Raw genomic sequence first — 20,905 nt, forward strand, 5'->3', positions numbered from 1 at the left:
TGCAGCCTACACAACAACCACAGGACGTCGTAATGAACATTCGTGCCATCGCTATCGCCGTAGCTGCAACCATGACTGCCCCTGGCCTGGCCAGCGCGGCCAATACCATTACGTTCAGCGGGGAGGTCACTGACCAGACTTGCTCGGCTGTCGTCGATGGCAACACCGAGCCAACCGTCGTCATGCAAAGTGTGCCAGCCAGTGCGCTGATCGGCGGCTCCGGCAAGAACACCGGGGAAACCAAATTCACGCTGCGCCTGACCGGTTGCGCTGCGCCAGCCGACGCCAACGAGCAATTCACGACGCTGTTTCAAGCTACCAACCCTACAACGCTGGGCAACCTGACCAACACGGCCACCAACGGCGCCACAGGCGTTGCGTTGCAGTTGCTCGATGCACCCGGCGGCAGCCCGGTAAACCTGGCAGGTGGGGCGGCAGTCAGCGCGGGGCAAATCGTCCTGAGCGCCGGCCAGACGTCTACAAGCCATGACTATGCCGTGCGTTATGTCTCCGAGGCAGCCACCGTCACCGCAGGCCCTGTCCTGGGCGCCGTCACTTACACCCTGCGTTACGAGTGATGCGTGCACGCCAAGCTTTCTGACTGCCGCCATTGGACAGTACTCATGGCGGCAGGCCTTCGAGGTAAATGCATGAGAACTTCGTCAGCAGGCCGGCTTCGTTCGGTCGCCATTGCGCTTGCGCTGGTGCTGGGCATGACGGGTACCGCATTCGTCCAGGCCAGCGTAGTGGTGACCGGTACCCGGGTCATCTACCCCGGGGATGCAAAGGAAAAAACGCTGCAACTCACCAATCAGGATGCCTTCGCCAATGTCGTGCAAGCCTGGGTGGATTCCGGTGACCCGGCCTCCACGCCCGAAACTGCCAGGGCCCCGTTCATGGTCAACCCGGCCGTGTCGCGTCTGGCCCCGGGTAGCGGGCAGTCCCTCAGGCTCATCTATACCGGCTCGGCATTACCCGGCGACCGGGAATCGGTCTTTTATCTGAACGTGCTGCAGATCCCGCCACGCAATACCGCGCACGCCGACAGCAACCAGATGTTGCTCATCCTGCGTAATCGCCTGAAGCTGTTCTACCGCCCTGCTGCCATTGCCGGAACGGTTGAGCAATTGCCTGAAAAACTGCGTTTTAGCCTCGTGGGCCAGGGCGCCAGCTGGCAGGTGCTTGTGGATAACCCAACGGGGTTCTATGCCTCATTCGGGGCTGCGACGCTCACCGCGGGTAACCGCCAGGTAAAGCTGCATGCCACCATGGTGCCGCCCTACGGCTCGGTGCGTTGGGCGCCGGAGAGGGGCGGCCTGCTCGAGGGCAAAGCCCCCGAGCTCAGGGCGCAGTTGATCAACGACTATGGCGCACGCGTGGGCATCACTCATGTGTTGCAGCGCTAATCTGCGGCGCAACACGGCCCTGCTAGGTGGTGTTGCCTTACTGATGGCGCGGTTAGCCCACGGCGAAGGCGATTACCGCTTCGATGACAGCCTGCTACTCGGCTCGGGTCTGGCCGGCGGCAATCTGGAGCGTTTCAACCAGGCGCAGCAGGTCGATCCAGGTACTTACCTTGTCGACGTGTATGTGAACACGCAATACGTCAACCGAAGTGAAGTGAGCTTTCGGCCGCAAAACGATGTGGTCGAACCCTGTTTGTCCGAGCAGTTCCTGCACCAGCACATGAACGCGCGCAAGGTCGAGACGCCCATCGTCGATTCGACCCAATGCATGGCCCTGAGCAAGCGGCTGCCGGGATCAATGTTTCAATACGACTCCGCCCGCTTGCGCCTGGACCTTTCAGTACCCCAGGCATTGCTCTACATCAAGCCGCGCGGCTACGTCGACCCGCAGGACTGGGACGCGGGCAGTGCCATGGGCTTCGTCAACTATGACGCCAGCCTTTACAACTCTCGCTATCAAGCGTCAGAAAGCGAAGCTGCCAATTATGGTTACCTGGGGCTGAACACGGGCTTGAACGTCGGGCTGTGGCGTTTGCGGCATCAGTCCAACTACAGCTACTCAAGTTTCGGTGGCACCGCGGTCAGCCGCTGGAACAGCATTCGCACCTATGCACAGCGCGCAATCGCGCCCTGGCAAAGCGAGCTGACGGTGGGCGACAGCTTCACCGAAGGCAACTTGTTTGGCAGCATCGGCTTTCGCGGCGTGCGCCTGGCCAGCGACGACCGCATGCTGCCGGACTCTCAGCGTCAGTATGCTCCGCAGGTACGCGGCACGGCGGCGGGCAATGCACGCGTGGTGATCAGCCAGAATGGCCGCAAGGTTCAAGAAACCACCGTAGCGGCTGGGCCATTCGTTATCGACGACCTGTACGGCACGGCTTACAACGGTGACCTGGACGTGCAGGTGATCGAAGCTGACGGCAGTATCACGCGCTTCACCGTGCCCTATGCGGCAGTGCCCGACTCAATCCGCCCGGGCATCTCGCGCTATAGCGCAACCTTAGGCCAGGTCCGCCAGACTGATACCAACCAGGGCGTCTTTGCCGAGGCCACTTACCAACGGGGCCTGACCAACGCAGTGTCCGCCAACCTCGGGGCTCGGGTAGCGCAGGACTATTTGGCTGTGCTGGGCGGCGGCGTGCTGGCAACGCCTTATGGCGCGTTCGGGCTCAACAGCACCTTTTCCAGTGCCACGGTAGAAAACCGTCAGCACAGGCAAGGCTGGCGCATGGGGCTGAGCTACAGCCGCACCTTCCAGCCTACCAACACCACGCTCAATCTTGCCGGGTACAGATACTCAACTCAGGGTTATCGGGATTTGGCCGACGCACTGGGTGCCCGGCAGGCCACCGTGCGCGGTGAGCGTTGGGACTCGACCAGCTTCAAGCAGCGGAATCAGCTGACCGTGCTGGTCAGTCAAGGGCTGGGCGGGTATGGCAACCTGTATCTGTCCGGGTCGCGAAGCGATTATTACGACGGCAAGAGCCGTGATACGCAGGTGCAGTTCGGTTACTCGAACACCTGGCGACAGCTTAACTACAGCCTGGCCTATTCACGTCAGCGCACCACCTGGTACCGCGATAAGGCGGAAAGTTCAGAACTCAGTTTCACGAACCCGGCGGACGTGTACGACACCAGCAATAGCAGCAATACCCTGACGCTGACCTTCTCCATGCCCTTGGGCAGCTCAAGCCGGGCACCGACCATCAGCTCAATGGTGACCCGGCGCTCAGGTGATACGAAAGGCAGCAGTTTCCAGACAGGTATCAACGGTACGATGGGCGCACAGCGTGACATGAGCTACGCGATCGCGGCCAGCCGTGACAGCGCCGGGCGCGGGACGAACTGGACCAGCAACCTGCAGGCGCAGAGTGCCGTTGCCACCTTCAATGGCGGCTTTTCGCAAAGCGCCGACTATCGGCAGATCAATGGCGGCATTCGCGGAGCGGCCGTGGTGCATGAGGGTGGTCTCACGTTGGGTCCCTACGTCGGGGATACCTTCGCGCTGGTGCGGGCCAAGGGCGCGGGCGGCGCGATCATCCGGGGTGGGCAGGGGGCACGTGTGAACGCTGATGGGTATGCGGTGGTGCCCTCTTTGTCACCTTACCGATACAACCCTGTGGGGCTTGACCCCAGTGGAATGGGTGAACAGGCCGAGTTGATCGAAACCGAGCGAAAGGTGGCCCCTTATGCCGGTGCTTCCGTGCTGGTCGACTTCAAGACCTTGCTTGGGCATGCCTTGTTGATCCAGGCCAGCTTGCCGGGCGGTAGGGCAATCCCCCTGGGAGCCGACGTGGTCGACGAACAGGGCACGACCCTTGGCATGGTAGGCCAGGGCGGGCAAGTGTATGCACGTGCCCAGGCCGACAGCGGGCGCTTGCTGGTGCGTTGGGGCGCCGGCCCTAGCCAGCGATGTCAGCTGCCCTACGACGTCAACAGCGCCACAGCCGCCAACAGTCAGGGCTTCATTCACCTGAAAAGCATATGCACGCTCAATGAGGAACCATCATGACGCTCAGGTCCTGGCTGCTGACGGCCATCCTGCTCATCCCTGCTCAACACGCCTGGGCGACCTGCTACAGAGTGACCTCCGTGGGCGCCGCCAACACCACGGCCAACGCTGCGATCAGGCCCGGGGAGGGTACTGCCGGCGCCTGGGCCGGTGCATGCGACACGTGCAATGGGTCATTGGGCATACCGAGTGTGATCAACGTCAGTGACCCAAGCTTTCAACCTTATGGCACGTTGATCGCGAGCTCCGTGGTCCCCTTCACCCAGTATGGCGCTACGGCTGGCTACAATCCGGAGTACGTATTTTTTCGCTGCGAGGGGCAAGATGCGGTTTACGAAATGTGGTCTACCAATGGCGATGATGTCTACAGTGGCTGGTTCCAAGGGGGCGACAGCGTCGGCCTGAGCCTGGGTTTGCAGGACGCCTACAGAACGGCCTGGCCGAATGTGCTGTTGCGCTTGACCCATCTTGCAAGCGGCGAGCCGTTCACTCACATCTGGCGTGAGCGCAGGCTCACTGGCCTGGACATCGATTCTCGCGGCTATCAGCTGGTCAAGGCCAAGAACCTCAGCGCCGTGCGTGCTGAGGTTTTCAGCGCACCGAGGGACCCTACTTACAACTATTACAGCGACACGGTCTCGTCGCAGCTCTATGCCTATGCCCAACCGGCGGCCTACATCGCGATCAAGGGGCCGGGCCTTGCTTATCCGACGGTAGGGCAAACCCACTACGGTAACTGGAGTGGCTGGTATGGGAACTGGCCTGGTGCATTGGGCCTGTACAACCAGGTCACGCTAAAGCGTTACCCCACCTGCAGCGTGTCGAGCGTTACACCCTATGTGGTGTTTCCCTCGATCAGCGTGAGCGAGATCAACGCCGGGGGCAGCCGCGAGGTGCCTTTTCAGATCAATTTCCGCTGCCAGAGCACTGTTCTCAACAGCGCCAGCGCCAACGGTACAGCCATTGGCATCAAGGTTTCTTCCGGTGCCCTGGCTGCGTCCTCTTCCTTGGGCCTGATCAACGCCCAAGGTGGTCTGGCCTACTTGCTGTCGGACCGTTATGGCCAGGCGGGAATGGCGCAGGGGGTGGGCATTCGCGTGCTGCGCGGCGGCGCTCCCATCAACTTGCTGGCCAATGAAGACTCTGCCAATGGCAGTGGTGCAGCGGGTCGAGGGTGGTACCCGGTTGTCAGCAATACCGCCAACCTCACAGGCACTATCAATGGTATCGGCCAGTACACCGAGACGTTCAGAGCTCGATTGGAAAAGCTCTCCATCGGCACCATGCCGACGGTAAGGCCTGGTCGAGTCGAGGCCACTGCGCAAGTGGTGATACGTGTCCAGTAGCTACGCGCAGGGCCTGCTGCTGGTCGTCGTCGCGCTGGTCAGTACGGTCACCTGCGCGGGTGTCACTGCTGAGCGTACCCGGGTCATCGTGCGTGAAGGTCAGCGTGACACTTCCTTGGCACTGGTCAATCAAAATGCCTATCCAGTCGTGGTTCAGGCCTGGGTCGACAACGGGGAGCTGAATGTTACGCCGGACACCGCAACTGCACCCATCATGCCGCTTCCGCCAATGTTCAGGCTCGAGCCCCGGCAACAGCGAAGCCTACGCCTGGTGACTACCGGGCAGGCGTTCGCACAGGATCGAGAGTCCCTGTACTGGCTGAATGTGTACGAGATTCCACCCCGGCCGCGCGAGGCGCTGGGCGAGGGCTCGACCCGGCTGACGATCACGCTGCGCACCCAGCTGAAAGTCATCTATCGCCCCCAAGGCTTGTCGAAGAAGGCCGAGACAGCGCCTTTGCAACTGGTGGTCAAAGCCCAGGGCCGCACTGTGCAGTTGCATAACCCGACGCCGTTTTACATATCCCTGGCGCAGGCGCAGATCGGCGATGGCAAACGCTCGATCGTGCTTGATGCGCCGTTGTTGACGCCATTCAGTACGCAGCGCCAGACAGTGGGCGGTAACGTGCCCAGCGACGCGACGTTCCACTACACATGGCTGGACGATGATGGCAATGCGCAGACCGGCGAGCGCCCTGTCCTGGGCGCGATGCCCCACAGCGTCGAACCAACGCCAGAGGCCGCTGCAGCAGATTGAGATTCGTCCTATTCAGCAATGGCATTGGTGCCCCTAGGCTGGCTGCATGAAGCTAGCCAACCTGTTACCTGCCGCTCAGTGGAACCTGTCGACGCCTATTGCCGCACGCAATTTGTTGCGCCTGTTCGCGATCACCCTCGTCGCGGGGTTCTACATTGGCGCCTACGGTTACATGCGCATGACCTTGAACGAGGAAATCTCGTCTCGGCGCAGGTACATGAACGAGGCCATTTTCAACGCCCAGGATTTCTTTGTCAGCCGTCAGACCTTGCTTAAATCGCTAGGGCTGTCGACGGTCAGGCATGCTGGCTCCTCGGGTGGCGAGGCGTACATTCCAGGCGAGGAAGTCCATGTTTTCCTGCGCCAGCCCAGCGGTACATGGAGCTTGTGGCTGACGCCGCGCATGCTGGATTTCCTGCGAACCAAGCAGACCAGCCTGTTGTATGTCCCTCACGCCCTTGATGGGCCGGTGCAATGGCTTTTCAGTCAGCCTCAGCGTCCTCCTCTGGTCCCCAACACTGTGTTGCAACGGCTGCGCGGCTCGACTGGCGAGCCTGGCCAGGAGCAGATCTTGCTGGCAGACGCTGGAGATGGAAAATCGCCTCCGCTCTATATTTTCATTGCCATGGATGAGCGCGACCGGGCTTCAGGGTGGCTGGGCCTTGAGGTGGAAGGCTCGCAACTGCTCGCAGCGCTGTCGCATGAGCAGGCCGGCGACTTCCAGCTCGTGGACAGCGCAAGCCAGATCATCGCCAGCAACGATCGGGAGCAACAACTGAGCGCTCGGCGCTATACGGCAACGCCTATCGATGACGGCTTTGGTTGGGAAGGCGGACATTGGCTTCCGGATCGGCTGACCATCCGCAAACAACTTGATCATTCGGACTGGCAGATCGTCTACAGCATGCCCTTGGCGTCGTTGGTCCCCGTGCTGATTCTGCCGTTCGGGTTGGCAGTGCTGATCAGCGTCGCTGTTACGCTGTTAATGCTGTGGTTGGTTCGTCGGGTCGACGTGCGACTGATCAGCCCGGCAGCGGCGCGAATCGATGCATTGGTCGAAAGTGAAGCGTTCAGCAGTGCTGTCATCCGCACCGCCCCGGTAGCGCTGTGTGTGCTGCGTCGTAGTGACGGCGAAGTGGTTTTGGCCAATCGGCTGAGCGAGCAATGGCTGGTCATGGGCGATGAACGCACCAAAGCCTGCCAGGACTGGATCACCCGTGCCTTCAGCAAGCCTGCGCAGACCAGTTGTACAGAAGAGCTGCAAATGGCCGACGGCCGTCATCTGTGTCTGAGCTATGCCCCCACTCGCTACAGGCGTGAAGACGTTCTGATCTGCGCCTTCAGCGACATTACCGAGCGCAAAACCGCCGAGCTGTCGTTGCAGCAGGCCAGGGCCCTGGCCGATGCCGCCAATGAAGCGAAGACACTGTTCCTGGCGACGATGAGCCATGAAATCCGTACGCCCCTGTACGGCATGCTGGCCACGCTTGAATTGCTCTCCCGTACCCACCTCGACAGCCAGCAGCGAGGGTATCTCAATGCCATCGAAGGTTCATCTGCCACTTTGCTGCAACTGATCTGCGACGTGCTGGATGTGTCCAAGATCGAGGCAGGCCAACTGGCGTTGGAAACAAGTGCGTTTTCCCCGATCGAACTGACGCAGGAAGTGATGAAGGGCTATATGGGCGCCGCCCATACAAAAGGGTTGCAGTTGCTCAGTTGCATGGACCCGCAGCTTCCTGAACAGGTCCTGGGCGACAAAATGCGCACCCGTCAGATCCTTGGCAACCTGCTCAGTAACGCGGTGAAGTTCACCAGCAGTGGCCGGATCATGGTCAGGCTCCACATGGTTGGGGTCGAAGGTGAGCGCATGATGTTGCGCTGGCAAGTGGTCGATACCGGGCAGGGCATACCTGAACAGGACCAGCAGTACTTGTTCGAGCCGTTCTTCCAGAGTGGCCCGAGTACGAACACTGTTGCAGGAACGGGCCTTGGCCTTTCCATCTGCAAGCGACTGGTCGAATTGATGAGCGGCTCTATACGGGTGTTCAGTGAGCCGGGCTTGGGCAGCAGCTTCTCGTTCACACTGCCGCTTGGCCAATTGGCGCTTGATGAAGACCAGTACTGGGCACAGCCATTGCTCAATCAGGAAGTAGCTGTCTATTCCGGTGTTCCCGAACTGGCCGAGCACGCCGCAGGCTGGCTGCGTCGCTGGGGGGCGCGAGCGCAAGTAACGACCGCGCGGGACGTGCCTCATGAGCCAGGCACCGTGCTGGTCGAGATATGCCCCGGGCCGGCCAGCTCGGCAGCCATCGAGCATTGGCCAGGTCCGGTGATACGCGCATGCGCCGATGGTCATGGCCTATCGCGTCCTGCGGCTCAATGTTGGCAGGTGGCGTTGAATGATCTTCAGTTGCTCAACCGGGCTGTGAGCCAAGCCCAGGGTATAGAGGCGCGTCACAATGCAACTGCCCGCCAGGCCATGATCGAAACCAAGCTGTGCATTCATGTACTGGTGGCTGAGGACAATGTCATCAACCAGCTCATATTGCGTGACCAGCTGGAAAAACTGGGCTGCACCGTTACCCTGGCCAGTGATGGCGAGGAAGCACTCGCCCTCTGTCAGATGCACGTTTTCGATCTGGTGCTGACCGACGTGAACATGCCAAGGATCAATGGGTACCAACTGGCGCAGCGCCTTCGCCAGCTAGGCCACGCCATACCCATCGTGGGCGCCACCGCGAACGCGATGCTCGATGAGGCAGAGCGTTGCCTGGGCGCCGGGATGGATCAATTTCTGGTCAAACCGTTCACGTTGCATGCGCTCTATCAGTGCCTGTTGCCGTACCGAAAGGTCTCGCCCTGATGCTCTACCGCGTCTTGATCGTCGAGGATCATCCGTTTCAACTCCAGCACCTGGCACAGCTGTTCCGATCCGTCGGCGGGTTTGATGTCGAGCTGCAAGGGAATGCCAGTATGGCGATCGAAAGCTTGCGCAACCAGGCTTACCACCTGGTCGTGACGGACCTCATGATGCCCCAGCTGGACGGTGTACAGTTCATTCAGAAGATGAGCCTGTTACCTACGCCACCGGCCCTGGGGCTGATGACAGCCGCTTCTACGCGCATGCTCGCCGGCGTCGCCAAGGTTGCCGAGAATCTCGGTATGCGCGTCGCAGGCATGATCAGTAAACCTTTGCAGATTCATCACGTTCTTGCACTGCGCCATTACCTGGACCGCGGGCGCACCCAAGCCAACCGCCAACCTGTTGCCTGCCCTGGCGTGCATTCGGCGCGAGTGCTGACCCATGCGCTCCAGTCAGGCGAAATACAGGCCTGGTTCCAGCCCAAGAAGTCTCTGCTCGACGGCCGCATCGTCGGTGCGGAGGCGCTAGCCAGGTGGCTGCATCCGGTCGAAGGTATCCTGATGCCTCGGGCATTTCTGGCCGAGCTGGAGTCAGCGGGGCTCGACCTGCAGCTGCTGTACAGCATGCTTGAGCAAACGCTTGCCGTTCAGGCGCTGTGGGCGGCTCAGGGGCACAGGTTACCGGTCTCGATCAACCTTCCCACGCATCTGCTTGACCAGCCCGACCTGGTCGACACGTTGCACAGGGCAGTGCGAGCGCGAGGCGCTGATCCCAAAACCATCACCTTCGAGTTGACAGAGACGTCTACCACTCGCCATTTCAGTGACTATCTAGCGGGCACGTGCCGGTTGCGCATGATGGGTTTCGGTCTGGCCCAGGATGATTTTGGCAAGGGGTACAGCTCCTATTCCAACTTGATAACTACGCCTTTTACCGAAATGAAGATAGATCGTTCCTTGGTCAATGGGTGTGCAAAAAGTCCTGACATGGCTATCGCCCTGGCCAGTGCGGCTGAACTCGGGCGAGCACTGGGAATGGTCACGGTAGCAGAGGGCGTCGAAACCCGAGAGGACCTTGAAGTTGTCCGCAAGGCACGGTGTAACCAAGTGCAGGGGTTCATTATTTCCCCGGCGGTAGACGGTACAAGGATGCCTGCGCTGCTGAACGGGCAGAGCTATGAGTGAAACGTATGAAAAACCAGGATGAAACGTTTCAGCTTTAAGATAATGAAGCCATTTGGCATGAATTTTGTGTCCAGGAGAGCACTCCTACCTTCATAGAGTGATGTCGACGATCAACACCATGAAAAATGCAAGCTTGCGCATGGATAAACTTGCGCGCAGCTCTCAACGTCTGAACAAAGCCATCCTGCTGCTCAGCGGGCTTTTACTGTTGTTGTCCAGTACATGTTATTGGGCGGTATCGCGTCTTCTGGAATCGGAACAGCAAAGACTCGAACTGCACTTTGCCAGGGTGATCGAAATCATCCATGAGCATGAGCTGTTTCTGCGTAACCTGACCAATAGCCTGCCACCCAATGGTGAGCTTCCCCCGCCTGTGAGGCAGGGCGTCATGTTGCTCGATTCGGTCAGCACTGACGGCAGAACGTTGACCAAGGCTAAAGGCTTCGAACTTTCATTACCCTTCACAATTGCCTACACGGGGGACTTCAGACCCGAGGAAGTAAGCGGCGCTCTGGGGCTTGGGCTGCGTCTGACCGACTACTACGGCGGGTTCTGGGCTCGCTCCTTCTACGCATCGCCGCAACTGTTCGTGCTCGAGCAGGGAACGGGCGCGAGTATCGCCGTGCCTGCTGCCGGTGACCAGCGTCAGCATCAGCCGCTGCTGCCTCGCCACTATGTAACCGTGGTAGATCGCCTGGTGAAGTTGCTGGCCCAGCCCGATCTACCGCTCGATCAGCGTGTTCATTGGGTGCGAGCGCCTGCCCGTCTGTACAACGACAACCTGCGTATGGTCGCGCTCATGGGGCTAGGGCCAGCGCATACCCTCAAGCCGAGCGCAACGGGTGAACACTTGATGGCCTTGGCCGCAGTGATGGACACCGAGCAGGTGGACGAATTCGAGCGCGTGCTCAGGTTGTCGGTCTACAACCAGTTCACCCTCATCTCGCCGGACGGCAAGGTGTTGATGGGCGAGCGCAGTGATGGGGACCCGGCGCCGCTTGGGTTGAGCTTCAACCGCAACGGCTTGCGTTTCAAGATGATCTCGTCGTCGGGCGACTCATGGACGGGGCTGTATGCCATCAGCTACAGGGATTTCCTGCGCTATGCCAAGTGGCCGCTTCTTGGTCTTGGCCTGACGATCATCGCCGCCGTCCTGTTGGGGCTGTGGGTCAATCACTGGTACAAATCGCGCATCGTCCGGCCTGCTCAGCGAGCACAGGTCCGGCTTGCCGAAAGCGAAGCCTTCAGCCGCATCATCCTGCACAACGTGCCGGTAGGTTTGTGCGTTGTTCGTCGTCACGACCACCGCGTGCTGTTGGAAAATGAGCGTGCAGCGCAGTTGGGCGTTACCGCAGCGGTACTGCAACTGCTGCGGGACAACCATGGTGACGAGGCCCCCGGTGAACTGTGCTTGCTGGTGGATGAGCGTTATGTACAGGTCGTGGCTGTGGCTACGCGTTACGACGGCGAAGACGTGTTTCTATGCGGTTGTAATGACATCACTCGCCACGTTGACGAGCAACTTCAACTCAACCAGGCCCATCAACGTGCAACGGCTGCCAATGAGGCCAAGACGGTCTTCCTGGCTACCATGAGCCATGAAATCAGAACCCCGCTGTACGGCGTGCTGGGCAACCTCGAATTGCTGTCGCTGACCGAGCTCAATGAGCGGCAGAGGCATTACCTGCAGATCATCGAGAATTCATCTGCCGTGCTGTTTCAGTTGATCAGTAACGTGTTGGATGTGACCAAAATTGAATCTGGGCAGATGGCCTTCGAGCATGCGGCCTTCGATCCGCGGCAACTGGTAGACGACGCGCAGGCCAGTTTCAAAGCCACGGCTCAGGGGAAAGGGTTGCAGCTTGACGCTGAAATCGATGCACAGGTACCCGCGCAGGTCCAGGGCGACGCCGGGCGGATCAGGCAGATCTTGCACAACTTGCTGGGCAACGCAATCAAGTTTACCCCCTCCGGGCGGGTACGCCTGCGGCTGATCGTTCACGAACGCCATGCCCAGGATGTGCTGCTGCAGTGGCAAGTCACAGACACCGGAAAGGGAATCCCCGAGAAAGCCCTCGAACACCTGTTCAAACCGTTCTATCAGGTTTCCGCAGGGCAGGAAGGAGGAGCCGGGCTCGGGCTTTCCATATGCTCGCGGTTGAGTGAGTCGATGGGCGGCACGATGCGAGTGGTCAGTGAGCCTGGTTTGGGTAGCAGCTTTTCGCTGTTCATCCGTTTGCCCGTCGTTATCGCGCTATCCCAGGCCGTGAAGGCTGTCCCACGGGTGGTCTCGCAGGCGGCGTCTGCCCCATTGAAGTTGTGTGTGTTGGTGGCAGAGGACAACCCGGTCAGCCAGGCTGTGCTGCGTGAGCAGCTTGAAGCCATCGGGGTTTCCCCTACCGTAGCAGCTGACGGTCAGCAGGCTTTGCAACTGTGGCAATCCAAGACGTTTGACCTGGTCATCACCGACATCAACATGCCGAAGGTGAACGGTTACGAGCTGGCCCGCCAGTTGCGAGAGGCAGGCGTCCAGGCGCCCATCATTGGCATCACTGCCAATGCGTTGCGCGAAGAAGGCGAGCGCTGCCTGCTGGCGGGGATGAACGCCTGGGTAGTCAAGCCTTTGAGCCTCGGTGCTTTGCGTCAGGTGCTGATGAGCCATTGCCATGGCTTGAGCGAACCCTACGTTGCGAACGATTCAGGCAAGGAGGATTTCTCGGGCTGGCTGTCATTATCCCAGCCCATGCGCAAACTGCTTGCCCAAACGTTGGCGAGCGATATTGCGCAGTTGGAAGGGGGGGTGACCGAGCACGATGCCGTTCTGGTGCAACAGCGGTTGCATAGCCTGGGCGGTGCTTTGGCCAGCGTTAACGCCACTGCCTTGTGCAGCGAGTGCCTACGCCTGGAGAACATGTTGCAGGAGCTGCCGCTGGACGTACGCGTGAGCGAGCAAGTCATTGCCCTGTGCGGGCGCCTTGCCAAGGTCGCGCAGCGTTTGTCAGACGAGATTCCCGGATGAGCCTTGTCCCCTATTGGAGTATTTCTGCATGCCTCATCACAAGGTTGTCCTCGCCGACGACCATCCCATTGTTCTGCTAGGGGTGCGTGAAGTCATTCAACGCATCGGGCGCTATAAGGTCGTCGGCCAAGCCACCAACTCTTCCGAATTGATTGAACAACTGCGCCTGCACAATCCTCGCACCCTGATCACTGACTTCAATATGCCGGGCGATTGCACCTACGGTGATGGCTTCAAACTCATCGAGTACATTCTGCGCCACTTCCCGGATACTCAAGTGCTCATTCTGACCATGATCTCCAACGACCTGATCCTCTCCCGCCTCCAGGAGTTGGGGGTTGCCGGGGTCATTCAGAAAAATCACCTGCATGATGAAATCGAAAAAGCGCTCAGTGCAATCCGCAAGCGGCGTCGATACCGAAGCCCGCTATCGGCGCCCACTTCCGTGGTGCGTGAAGCGGTCAGGGTCGAGGAGCGGTTCAATCAACTGTCGCCCAGGGAGCTTGAAGTCGTTCGGCTCTTTGTTACCGGTATGACCGTAGGCGATATTGCCCGGCAATTGTCGCGCAGCAACAAGACAGTCAGTGCGCAGAAAATCTCGGCGATGCGCAAGCTCAACGTTGACAGTGATCAGGATCTGCTGACCTATTGCATCGAAGCCAGGCAATTCCAGTAATTCACCGCGCTGGGCGGCAAACCCTGTGAGAAGTGGGCGGGCATAAAAAAACCGGCATTGAGCCTAATGCCGGTCAGTTAAGTAATTTGGGGCCGCTTTGCGACCCTTCGCGGGCACGCCCGCTCCCACAACGTGTGGGAGCGGGCGTGCCCGCGAAGGGCTGCAAAGCAGCCCCAGTAACGCTTAACTGACAGTCATTAGGCCTTGAGCCGGCTTTTCTTCTGGCGATCAGCGATCAGTTGCCGTAAACCGGCAGCTTCTTGCAGATGGCCTTGACCTTTTCACGCACGGCATCGATCACCGCTTCGTTGTTCAGGTCGGCCAGGATGTCGCAGATCCAGCCAGCCAGTTCCTTGCACTCGGCTTCCTTGAAGCCACGGGTGGTGACGGCTGGGGTGCCGAAACGCAGGCCCGAGGTGACGAACGGCGAACGTGGGTCGTTGGGTACCGAGTTCTTGTTGACGGTGATGTAGGCTTTGCCCAGGGCAGCGTCCGCATCTTTACCGGAGATTTCCTGCTTGATCAGCGACAGCAGGAACAGGTGGTTCTGGGTACCGCCAGACACCACGTCGAAACCACGCTCGATGAACACTTCGGCCATAGCCTGGGCGTTTTTCACGACCTGCTGCTGGTAAGCCTTGAACTCAGGCTGCAGGGCTTCCTTGAAGCAGATGGCCTTGGCGGCGATGACGTGCTCCAGCGGGCCGCCCTGGGCGCCAGGGAACACGGCGGAGTTCAGCTTCTTCTCGATTTCTTCGTTCTTGCGCGCCAGGATCAGGCCGCCGCGTGGGCCGCGCAGGGTCTTGTGCGTGGTGGTGGTGACCACGTCGGCGAACGGTACCGGGTTCGGGTACACGCCAGCGGCAACCAGGCCGGCAACGTGAGCCATGTCGACGAACAGGTAGGCACCCACCTTGTCGGCGATGGCACGGAAGCGGGCGAAGTCCAGCACTTGCGAGTAGGCGGAGAAGCCGGCAACGATCATCTTCGGCTTGTGCTCGACAGCCAGGCGCTCGACTTCGTCGTAGTCGATCAGGCCGTTGCCGTCGATGCCGTACTGGATGGCGTTGTACAGTTTGCCCGAGGAGCTTACCGAAGCACCGTGGGTCAGGTGGCCACCGTGGGCCAGGCTCATGCCCAGGATGGTGTCACCGGCCGACAGCAGGGCCAGGTAGACAGCAGCGTTGGCCTGGGAGCCAGCGTGCGGCTGAACGTTGGCGTAATCGGCACCGAACAGCTCTTTGGCACGGTCGATGGCCAGTTGCTCGACGACGTCGACGTACTCGCAACCACCGTAGTAGCGCTTGCCCGGGTAGCCTTCGGCGTACTTGTTGGTCAGCACCGAGCCCTGGGCTTCCATGACAGCCGGGCTGGTGTAGTTTTCCGAGGCGATCAGCTCGATATGCTCTTCCTGGCGCAGGGCTTCTTGCTGCATGGCTTCGAAGAGCTCGGCGTCGTACTTGGCAATGGTCAAATCACGGCTGAACATGGCGGTCCTCAAGGATCGGGGTAGTTTGGGGGGGCATTCTAACCGATTGATTCGCGGCTGGCATATGAAGTGGCGTCAAGTCGCGGACCAATGGGTCTCATGTTGCATCCCGCGCCGTGTCTGGGCTGGGCGGGGATTGGAGTTGACTTTGAAGTCCGGTTTCTGGGGGGCTTTGCGCCCCAACGCCGGCAAGCCGGCTCCCACAGGTTGGCACATGGCTGGAAGTTGGAGCGGTCGGTGTGGGAGCGGGCCCGCCCGCGAAGAATCCAGCGTGGTGGCTGGCACCGGCTACGCCGGTGTTCGCGGGCACGCCCGCTCCCACAAGGTCCTGCTGAATCAATAATTCATGTGTTGCGATGAGGGCAGTGCAGGCAGCGTCAATGGAACATGAACAACGTCTCGTTGGCGAACTGTGCCTCGAACTGATGCGCCGGCATCGGGCGCCCGAACAGGTAGCCCTGCACCTCGTCGCACCCGTGCTCGCGCAGGAACTCCAGTTGCTCGTGGGTTTCCACGCCCTCGGCGATGACCGCCAGGTTGAGGCTGTGGGCCATGGCGATGATCGCCCGGGCAATCTGTGCGTCCTGCTCGCCTTCGGGCAGGCCGTCGACGAAGGTGCGGTCGATCTTCAGCACATCAATGGGGAACTGCTTGAGGTAGTTCAGCGACGAGTAGCCGGTGCCGAAGTCGTCCACCGCAATGCTCAGGCCAAGGTTCTTCAGGCTGGCCAGTATCTGCAGCGCCTCGTTCACCTCACGCATCAGGATACTCTCGGTCAGTTCCAGCTCCAGGCACGCCGGCGGTAGCCCGCATTCCTCGAGGATGGTGGCAATCCGGGTGCCCAGCTGGCCATCGGAGAACTGCCGCGCCGAGATGTTCACCGAGACTTTCGGCACCCGCACCTTGGCCTTGTGCCAGGCCTTGAGCTGGCGGCTGGCCTCGCGCAGCACCCAGTCCCCCACATCCACCACCAGGCCCAGTTCCTCGATCACCGGGATGAAGTCGCCGGGCGGTACCAGGCCGCGGGTCGGGTGCCGCCAGCGCAGCAGCGCCTCGGCACCGGTCAGGCGTTTGCCATCGCCACTGAACTGCGGCTGGTAGTACAGGATGAACTCGTTCTGCTCCATGGCGTGGCGCAAGTCGCTTTCCAGCTCCAGGCGCTCCAGGGCGCTGGCGTTCATCTCGGCCTGGTAGAACTGGAAGTTGTTCTTGCCGCGTTCCTTGGCGTGGTACATGGCGGTGTCGGCGTTTTTCATCAGCTGGCTCAGCTCGCTGCCATCCTGCGGGCTGAGGGCGATGCCGATACTGGCGGTGACGAAGAACTCGCGGTTTTCCAGCACGAACGGCCGCACCAGGCTGGCAAGGATGTTCTCGGCCACATGGATGGCACGGTTCAAGGCCATTTCCCGGGTCGCGCGCGGTTGCAGCAGCAAGGTGAATTCGTCGCCGCCCATGCGTGCCACGGTGTCGTCGTCGTCCACGCAGGCCAGCAGGCGCAAGGCCATGTCCTTGAGCATGCGGTCGCCGGCGGCATGGCCAAGCGAGTCGTTGATCGGCTTGAAGCGGTCGAGGTCGAGGAACATCAGCACCACCCAGGCCTTTTGCCGCTCGGCCTGTTGCAGGGCGTTGTACAGGCGGTCCTGGAACAGCGTGCGGTTGGGCAGGTGGGTGAGGGCGTCGTAGTAGGCCAGGCGGTGAATGCGTTGCTCGCTGGCCTTGCGCTCGCTGATGTCGGTAAAGAAGCACACGTAGCTGGCCAGGTCGCCCTCATCGTCCAGCACTGCGGTGATGCCGACCCAGGCCGGGTAGTGGTCGCCGTCACGGCGCTTGAGCCACACCTCGCCCTCCCAGCTGCCGCGCTGGTGCAGTTGCTTGACCACGTAGCGCAGGTGGCTTTCCTGCTGTTCGTCGACCGTGAGCATGCTGGGCAATTGGTCGAGCACGTCGCTGACGGCGTAGCCGCTGACCCGGCTGAACGCTTCGTTGGCCTGGACGATATAGCCGGCCGGGTCGGTGATGAGAATCGCCGAGGTCGAGTGCTCGAATACCGTCGCGGCCATGCGCAGGTCTTTTTCTGCGCGGCGCTGCTGGCTGATGTCGCGGCCGACCCCCAGCACACCTTCGAAGCGCTGGTCGTCGTCCCACACCAGCACCAGGCGCAGTTCGATCGGGATCTTGCGGCCATCGGCGCGCAGGCAGTCGAACAGGAACAGCTGGGTCGGCAGCTGGCTGCGCAGCTGGGCCAACTGCTCGGCGTCGCCCATGGCCTTGCTGACCCGCTCCATCAGGCTGTAGATGCCGGTGAGCTGGGCCGGGTTGGCGATGATCGACTGCCAGCCGTTGGTGAAGATCCACTCGGCCTGGTAACCCAGCACGCTCTGCACCGACGGGCTGACGTAGTTGAGCTGGAGCAGGCTGTCGGTGGAGAAGATCACGTCGCTGATGCTTTCGGCCAGCATGCGGTAGCGCTGCTCGCTGTCACGCAGCGACTGGCTGGCCTCGATCTGTACGGTGACATCCTTGCCAACGCCGATGATGCGCGTTATCAGGCCTTCGGCGTTGCGGGTCAGTACCTGCTCACGGATGTCGTAGCAGCGCCAACTGCCGTCCCGGTGGCGGAAGCGCAACTGACAGTGCAATTGCTGGTCGTGGCCATTGTTCCGCTGTTGCTGGCGCAAGGCCTGGTAGTGCGCAGCGTCTTCGGGGTGCAGCAGCAGTTCCCAGAAGCGCTCGCCCATGTGTGCCAGCTCGGTACGGTCGTAGCCCAGTGTCTGGCCGAGGTGGCGGTTGCTGAAGATCATCCGCTGGCTGAGAACATCCTGCACGTACAGCTGGTCGGGTACGGTGCGCACCACGTCGGACCAGAAGCTTTCGCGCTCCAGCAGCGACAGTTCGACCTGCTTGCGGCTGGTGATGTCGCTGATGCTCAGGATCACCGCCTGGTAGTCACGCCGTTGTTGCGGCAGGCGCGCCATCAACCACAGGTGCAACTCGCCACCCAGCGGTGACGGCAGGCGTACTTCCAGCTCCAGCACCTGGCGCTGTTCGATCAGCGCGTCGATCAGTTGCATGCCGATGCTGTCGCGGCCATCGCCGGTGCCGTCGATCAACCGCTGCCAGGCGCCTTCATGGCAGTCGATGTTCAGTAACTGGCGGGCCACCTGGTTGACTTCGGTGATCTTCAGTTCCAGCAGCAGGGACCGGCGCAGGCCTGGGTCCAGGGCCAGGCTGTGCTTGAGTGCGGCGCGGTTGCGCAGGTGGTAGCGGTCCAGCTGGCCCGGCAGGCTCGACAAGTCGAGCACGCACAGGGCCACGCCGGTGCCTTCGAAAATTTCCTGGTAGCGCCGGCGGTCTTCCTGCAGCGCACGCTGGCGCCGGCGCATGTTGATCAGGGCCAGCACCGGCAGCAGGGCGCAAAACAACACCAGCAGGCATTTGCCGATCAGCGCCGGCAGCAGCTTCTGTTGCATCAGCTTGGCGTCGAACAGGCCGCGCAGTTGCCAGGTGCTGTTGTCGATGAAGGCCAGCATCACGCTTTGCAGCGGTTCATCGCTGGTAGCGGTGGGGGCATGGCGCTGCAGCACTTCGCCGGTGCGGCTGTTTTCCAGCAGCCACAATGGGTGGGTGCCGCTGTCCAGGTGCAGGGTGAGCTCGCGGTAGTAGTCTGGCGACAGGCGCAGCAGCCAGTAGCCGCGGTCCTGCTCGGTGGCCTGGCGCAGCAGCATGTACAGCGTGTGGTTGTCGGGCGAATTGGAGAAGAAGTACGCACGCCCCTGGTTCAGCGCCAGTAACTCGTCCAGCCACTGCCGGTCCGGGCTGCCGGCCAGGCTGTCGGCGCGCAGCTGCCCGGTGCTGTCCAGCCAGGCCAGGCTTTGCAGGTCGGGCAGGCGCTGGCGCAGGGTATCCACCAGGCTGGGCATGGCTGCGGGCGTCGGCGGGTTGATGTAGGGCTGTACCACATTCACCGCCTGCTGGGCCTTGAACGCCATGTTCAGGTTCAGGTGGTCGGCCATTTCCACGCTGGCATCCAGGCTCTGCGCGCGCAGGTCGGCCTGGGTGTGGTTGAACTGGGCGAACAGTTGCCACAGCAGCAGGCCCAGCAGGATCAGGGCCAGCAGCGCCAACGTGCCCTTGATCGACCCGCGCAGGGTAGAGGCGGGTGCTTCAGGCGCGGAACGCAGTGACGACGGGTGAGTAAGATTGATCAAGCGCTGATCCTGCGATTGGGCTGGCGATGGCAGGGACGAAACGTGCACGGCATGTACCGATGTCCGGCAGTCACACCGTGGTGGCGCACTATAAGGCCGGACACCCGAAACCGGCTAGCATGCCTACGATTATGGCAAAGTGCCAGCTATCTGGACCGATGGCGACTGCCCGCCGGTTCGGCAAGCCCCTGCAACCTGTGCGAGAATGCCGCCCGCTTTACATGACAACGCATCGGAGATGTTCGCTTTTGGTTACTCACTTTTCCTCCAATGGCCTCGATTCCGCCTGTGGGCGTAGCAGTCAGACCCTTGTCAGCACTGCCGTGACCGAGGACGTATCCTGCAAGTCTTGCCAGCGTTCGCTGAGCAAACCTGAAGCGGCCAGTTCGGCCAAGCCCAAGGCCCCGTCGCTGGCTGAACTGCGCAAGACCGCCAAGGCGGCAGCGCCGGCAGTGGCTGCGGCCCACAAGCCTGCAGCCAAGGTGGTCAGCACTGCCGCTGCGGCAGCCAAACCCGCGAATGTTGCCGAGCAGCAGCCTGCCCGTACCAGTGGCTTCAGCGTGAAGTCTGCCTGGGCCGCGCGCCTGGCCGAGCAGGGTGACCGTTGCCGGTTGCCGCGTGGCAAGGCCCGGCAGCGTCACGTCTGAGCCATCTCGGCAGCTGTGCTGCCTCTTTCGCGGCTAAAGTCGCGAAAGGGGCGGCACAGGCAACACATTTCCCAATAGATCACACCGTTCCCTGCCCACCATCGCCCCGCCTATGAAACGCCGTGCGATGGCGTAGAATGGTCGCCTTTGTTCAATTACACCCAAACACACATCTCCCTGGCCAGCGCGTCGGGGCGATCGTCGATGTCTTTACTTACCTGATTAGAGGGCTTGGTTTTGGCTCAATACACCAATCTGCGCTATTAGCTTTTAGTTGCGTTTTCTGATTGAGCGTTTTTCCCTCTAGAATTCTGGGCTCCAGCCTGTCGGCAACGGCAAAAAATCTAAAAAACGTTGCTTTATATAATTTTTAGTAAAGTTTTGGCGCTTGTCGGGCCAGATGTAGCTTCGAAGCTTAACTTTTTCATCAGGCAGAAAGCGCGCTTCGCCGGTCATCGCATGTGTAGCGCAACTCTAATCTCTACAATTGCAGGTCTTAAGCACCCTACAGGCTGAACAGACAGCTGAGAAGTTTGATAACTGTATAAGATTGCAGAATTTGTAGGTGTTCTGGTGTACGCATGGATCATGCTTAGTTTTTCGACTTTCTAGTTTTAGCGAAAGTTATCTAGTTGTAGATGCTTGCAGGTTCTCCCGGCAAGCATGCTGGGTGTGCGGGTATCTGACTATCCTTGGAGTGGCGTTTTTACAGAGGGCGGCTCATCGTCCTCGCAA

12 protein-coding genes are annotated in these 20,905 nt (G+C 60.7%); 10 read left to right on the plus strand and 2 right to left on the minus strand.

Features of this window, described 5'->3' with window-relative positions; all coding sequences use genetic code 11:
• Positions 1-32: 32 nt before the first annotated feature.
• From K4A76_RS03290 to K4A76_RS03330, 9 genes are all read left to right on the plus strand, one after another.
• The gene (locus K4A76_RS03290; protein WP_064314581.1) at positions 33-578 is read left to right on the plus strand and encodes a fimbrial protein; all 546 of its coding nucleotides are present in this window, start codon (positions 33-35) and stop codon (positions 576-578) included.
• 72 nt (positions 579-650) lie between these two features.
• Positions 651-1,406, plus strand: coding sequence for a fimbrial biogenesis chaperone (locus K4A76_RS03295; protein WP_443218411.1), 756 nt, complete (start codon positions 651-653; stop codon positions 1,404-1,406).
• Complete coding sequence (locus tag K4A76_RS03300) at positions 1,390-3,978, plus strand: fimbria/pilus outer membrane usher protein (protein ID WP_029884896.1); 2,589 nt, start codon at positions 1,390-1,392, stop codon at positions 3,976-3,978. Before K4A76_RS03295 ends, K4A76_RS03300 begins: the two co-directional genes overlap by 17 nt.
• Positions 3,975-5,324 carry a fimbrial protein gene (locus K4A76_RS03305; protein ID WP_274411536.1) on the plus strand — a complete coding sequence of 450 codons (1,350 nt, stop codon included), beginning with the start codon at positions 3,975-3,977 and terminating at the stop codon, positions 5,322-5,324. Before K4A76_RS03300 ends, K4A76_RS03305 begins: the two co-directional genes overlap by 4 nt.
• Positions 5,314-6,081 (plus strand): fimbrial biogenesis chaperone, encoded by a 768-nt coding sequence (locus tag K4A76_RS03310; RefSeq protein WP_064314582.1) that lies wholly within the window; start codon positions 5,314-5,316, stop codon positions 6,079-6,081. Before K4A76_RS03305 ends, K4A76_RS03310 begins: the two co-directional genes overlap by 11 nt.
• 178 nt (positions 6,082-6,259) lie before the next feature.
• Positions 6,260-8,947: an ATP-binding protein gene (locus tag K4A76_RS03315; RefSeq protein WP_443218418.1), complete on the plus strand. Its 2,688-nt coding sequence runs from the start codon at positions 6,260-6,262 to the stop codon at positions 8,945-8,947.
• Positions 8,947-10,131 carry an EAL domain-containing response regulator gene (locus K4A76_RS03320; protein ID WP_305955430.1) on the plus strand — a complete coding sequence of 395 codons (1,185 nt, stop codon included), beginning with the start codon at positions 8,947-8,949 and terminating at the stop codon, positions 10,129-10,131. Before K4A76_RS03315 ends, K4A76_RS03320 begins: the two co-directional genes overlap by 1 nt.
• A gap of 100 nt (positions 10,132-10,231) precedes the next feature.
• Entirely contained in the window at positions 10,232-13,150 is a 2,919-nt protein-coding gene (locus tag K4A76_RS03325; protein ID WP_274411538.1) for a hybrid sensor histidine kinase/response regulator, read from the plus strand.
• 28 nt (positions 13,151-13,178) lie between these two features.
• On the plus strand, positions 13,179-13,826 hold the full coding sequence (locus tag K4A76_RS03330) for a response regulator (RefSeq protein ID WP_029884890.1): 648 nt from the start codon (positions 13,179-13,181) through the stop codon (positions 13,824-13,826).
• Between the two features lie 235 nt (positions 13,827-14,061).
• Here the strand turns inward: K4A76_RS03330 and glyA are convergent, their stop codons facing one another.
• Both glyA and K4A76_RS03340 read right to left on the minus strand, forming a co-directional pair.
• The gene (gene glyA, locus K4A76_RS03335; protein WP_009686086.1) at positions 14,062-15,315 is read right to left on the minus strand and encodes a serine hydroxymethyltransferase; all 1,254 of its coding nucleotides are present in this window, start codon (positions 15,313-15,315) and stop codon (positions 14,062-14,064) included.
• Between the two features lie 377 nt (positions 15,316-15,692).
• Positions 15,693-19,523, minus strand: a complete 3,831-nt coding sequence (locus K4A76_RS03340; protein ID WP_274411539.1) for a sensor domain-containing protein — start codon at positions 19,521-19,523, stop codon at positions 15,693-15,695.
• A gap of 248 nt (positions 19,524-19,771) precedes the next feature.
• Here K4A76_RS03340 and K4A76_RS03345 point away from each other — a divergent pair, with 248 nt between their 5' ends.
• The gene (locus K4A76_RS03345; RefSeq protein ID WP_182368351.1) at positions 19,772-20,170 is read left to right on the plus strand and encodes a hypothetical protein; all 399 of its coding nucleotides are present in this window, start codon (positions 19,772-19,774) and stop codon (positions 20,168-20,170) included.
• The last annotated feature ends 735 nt before the right edge of the window (positions 20,171-20,905 follow it).

It is taken from the genome of Pseudomonas sp. NEEL19 (assembly GCF_028751975.1).
In the GTDB taxonomy this organism is placed as follows: Bacteria; Pseudomonadota; Gammaproteobacteria; order Pseudomonadales; family Pseudomonadaceae; genus Aquipseudomonas; species Aquipseudomonas juntendi.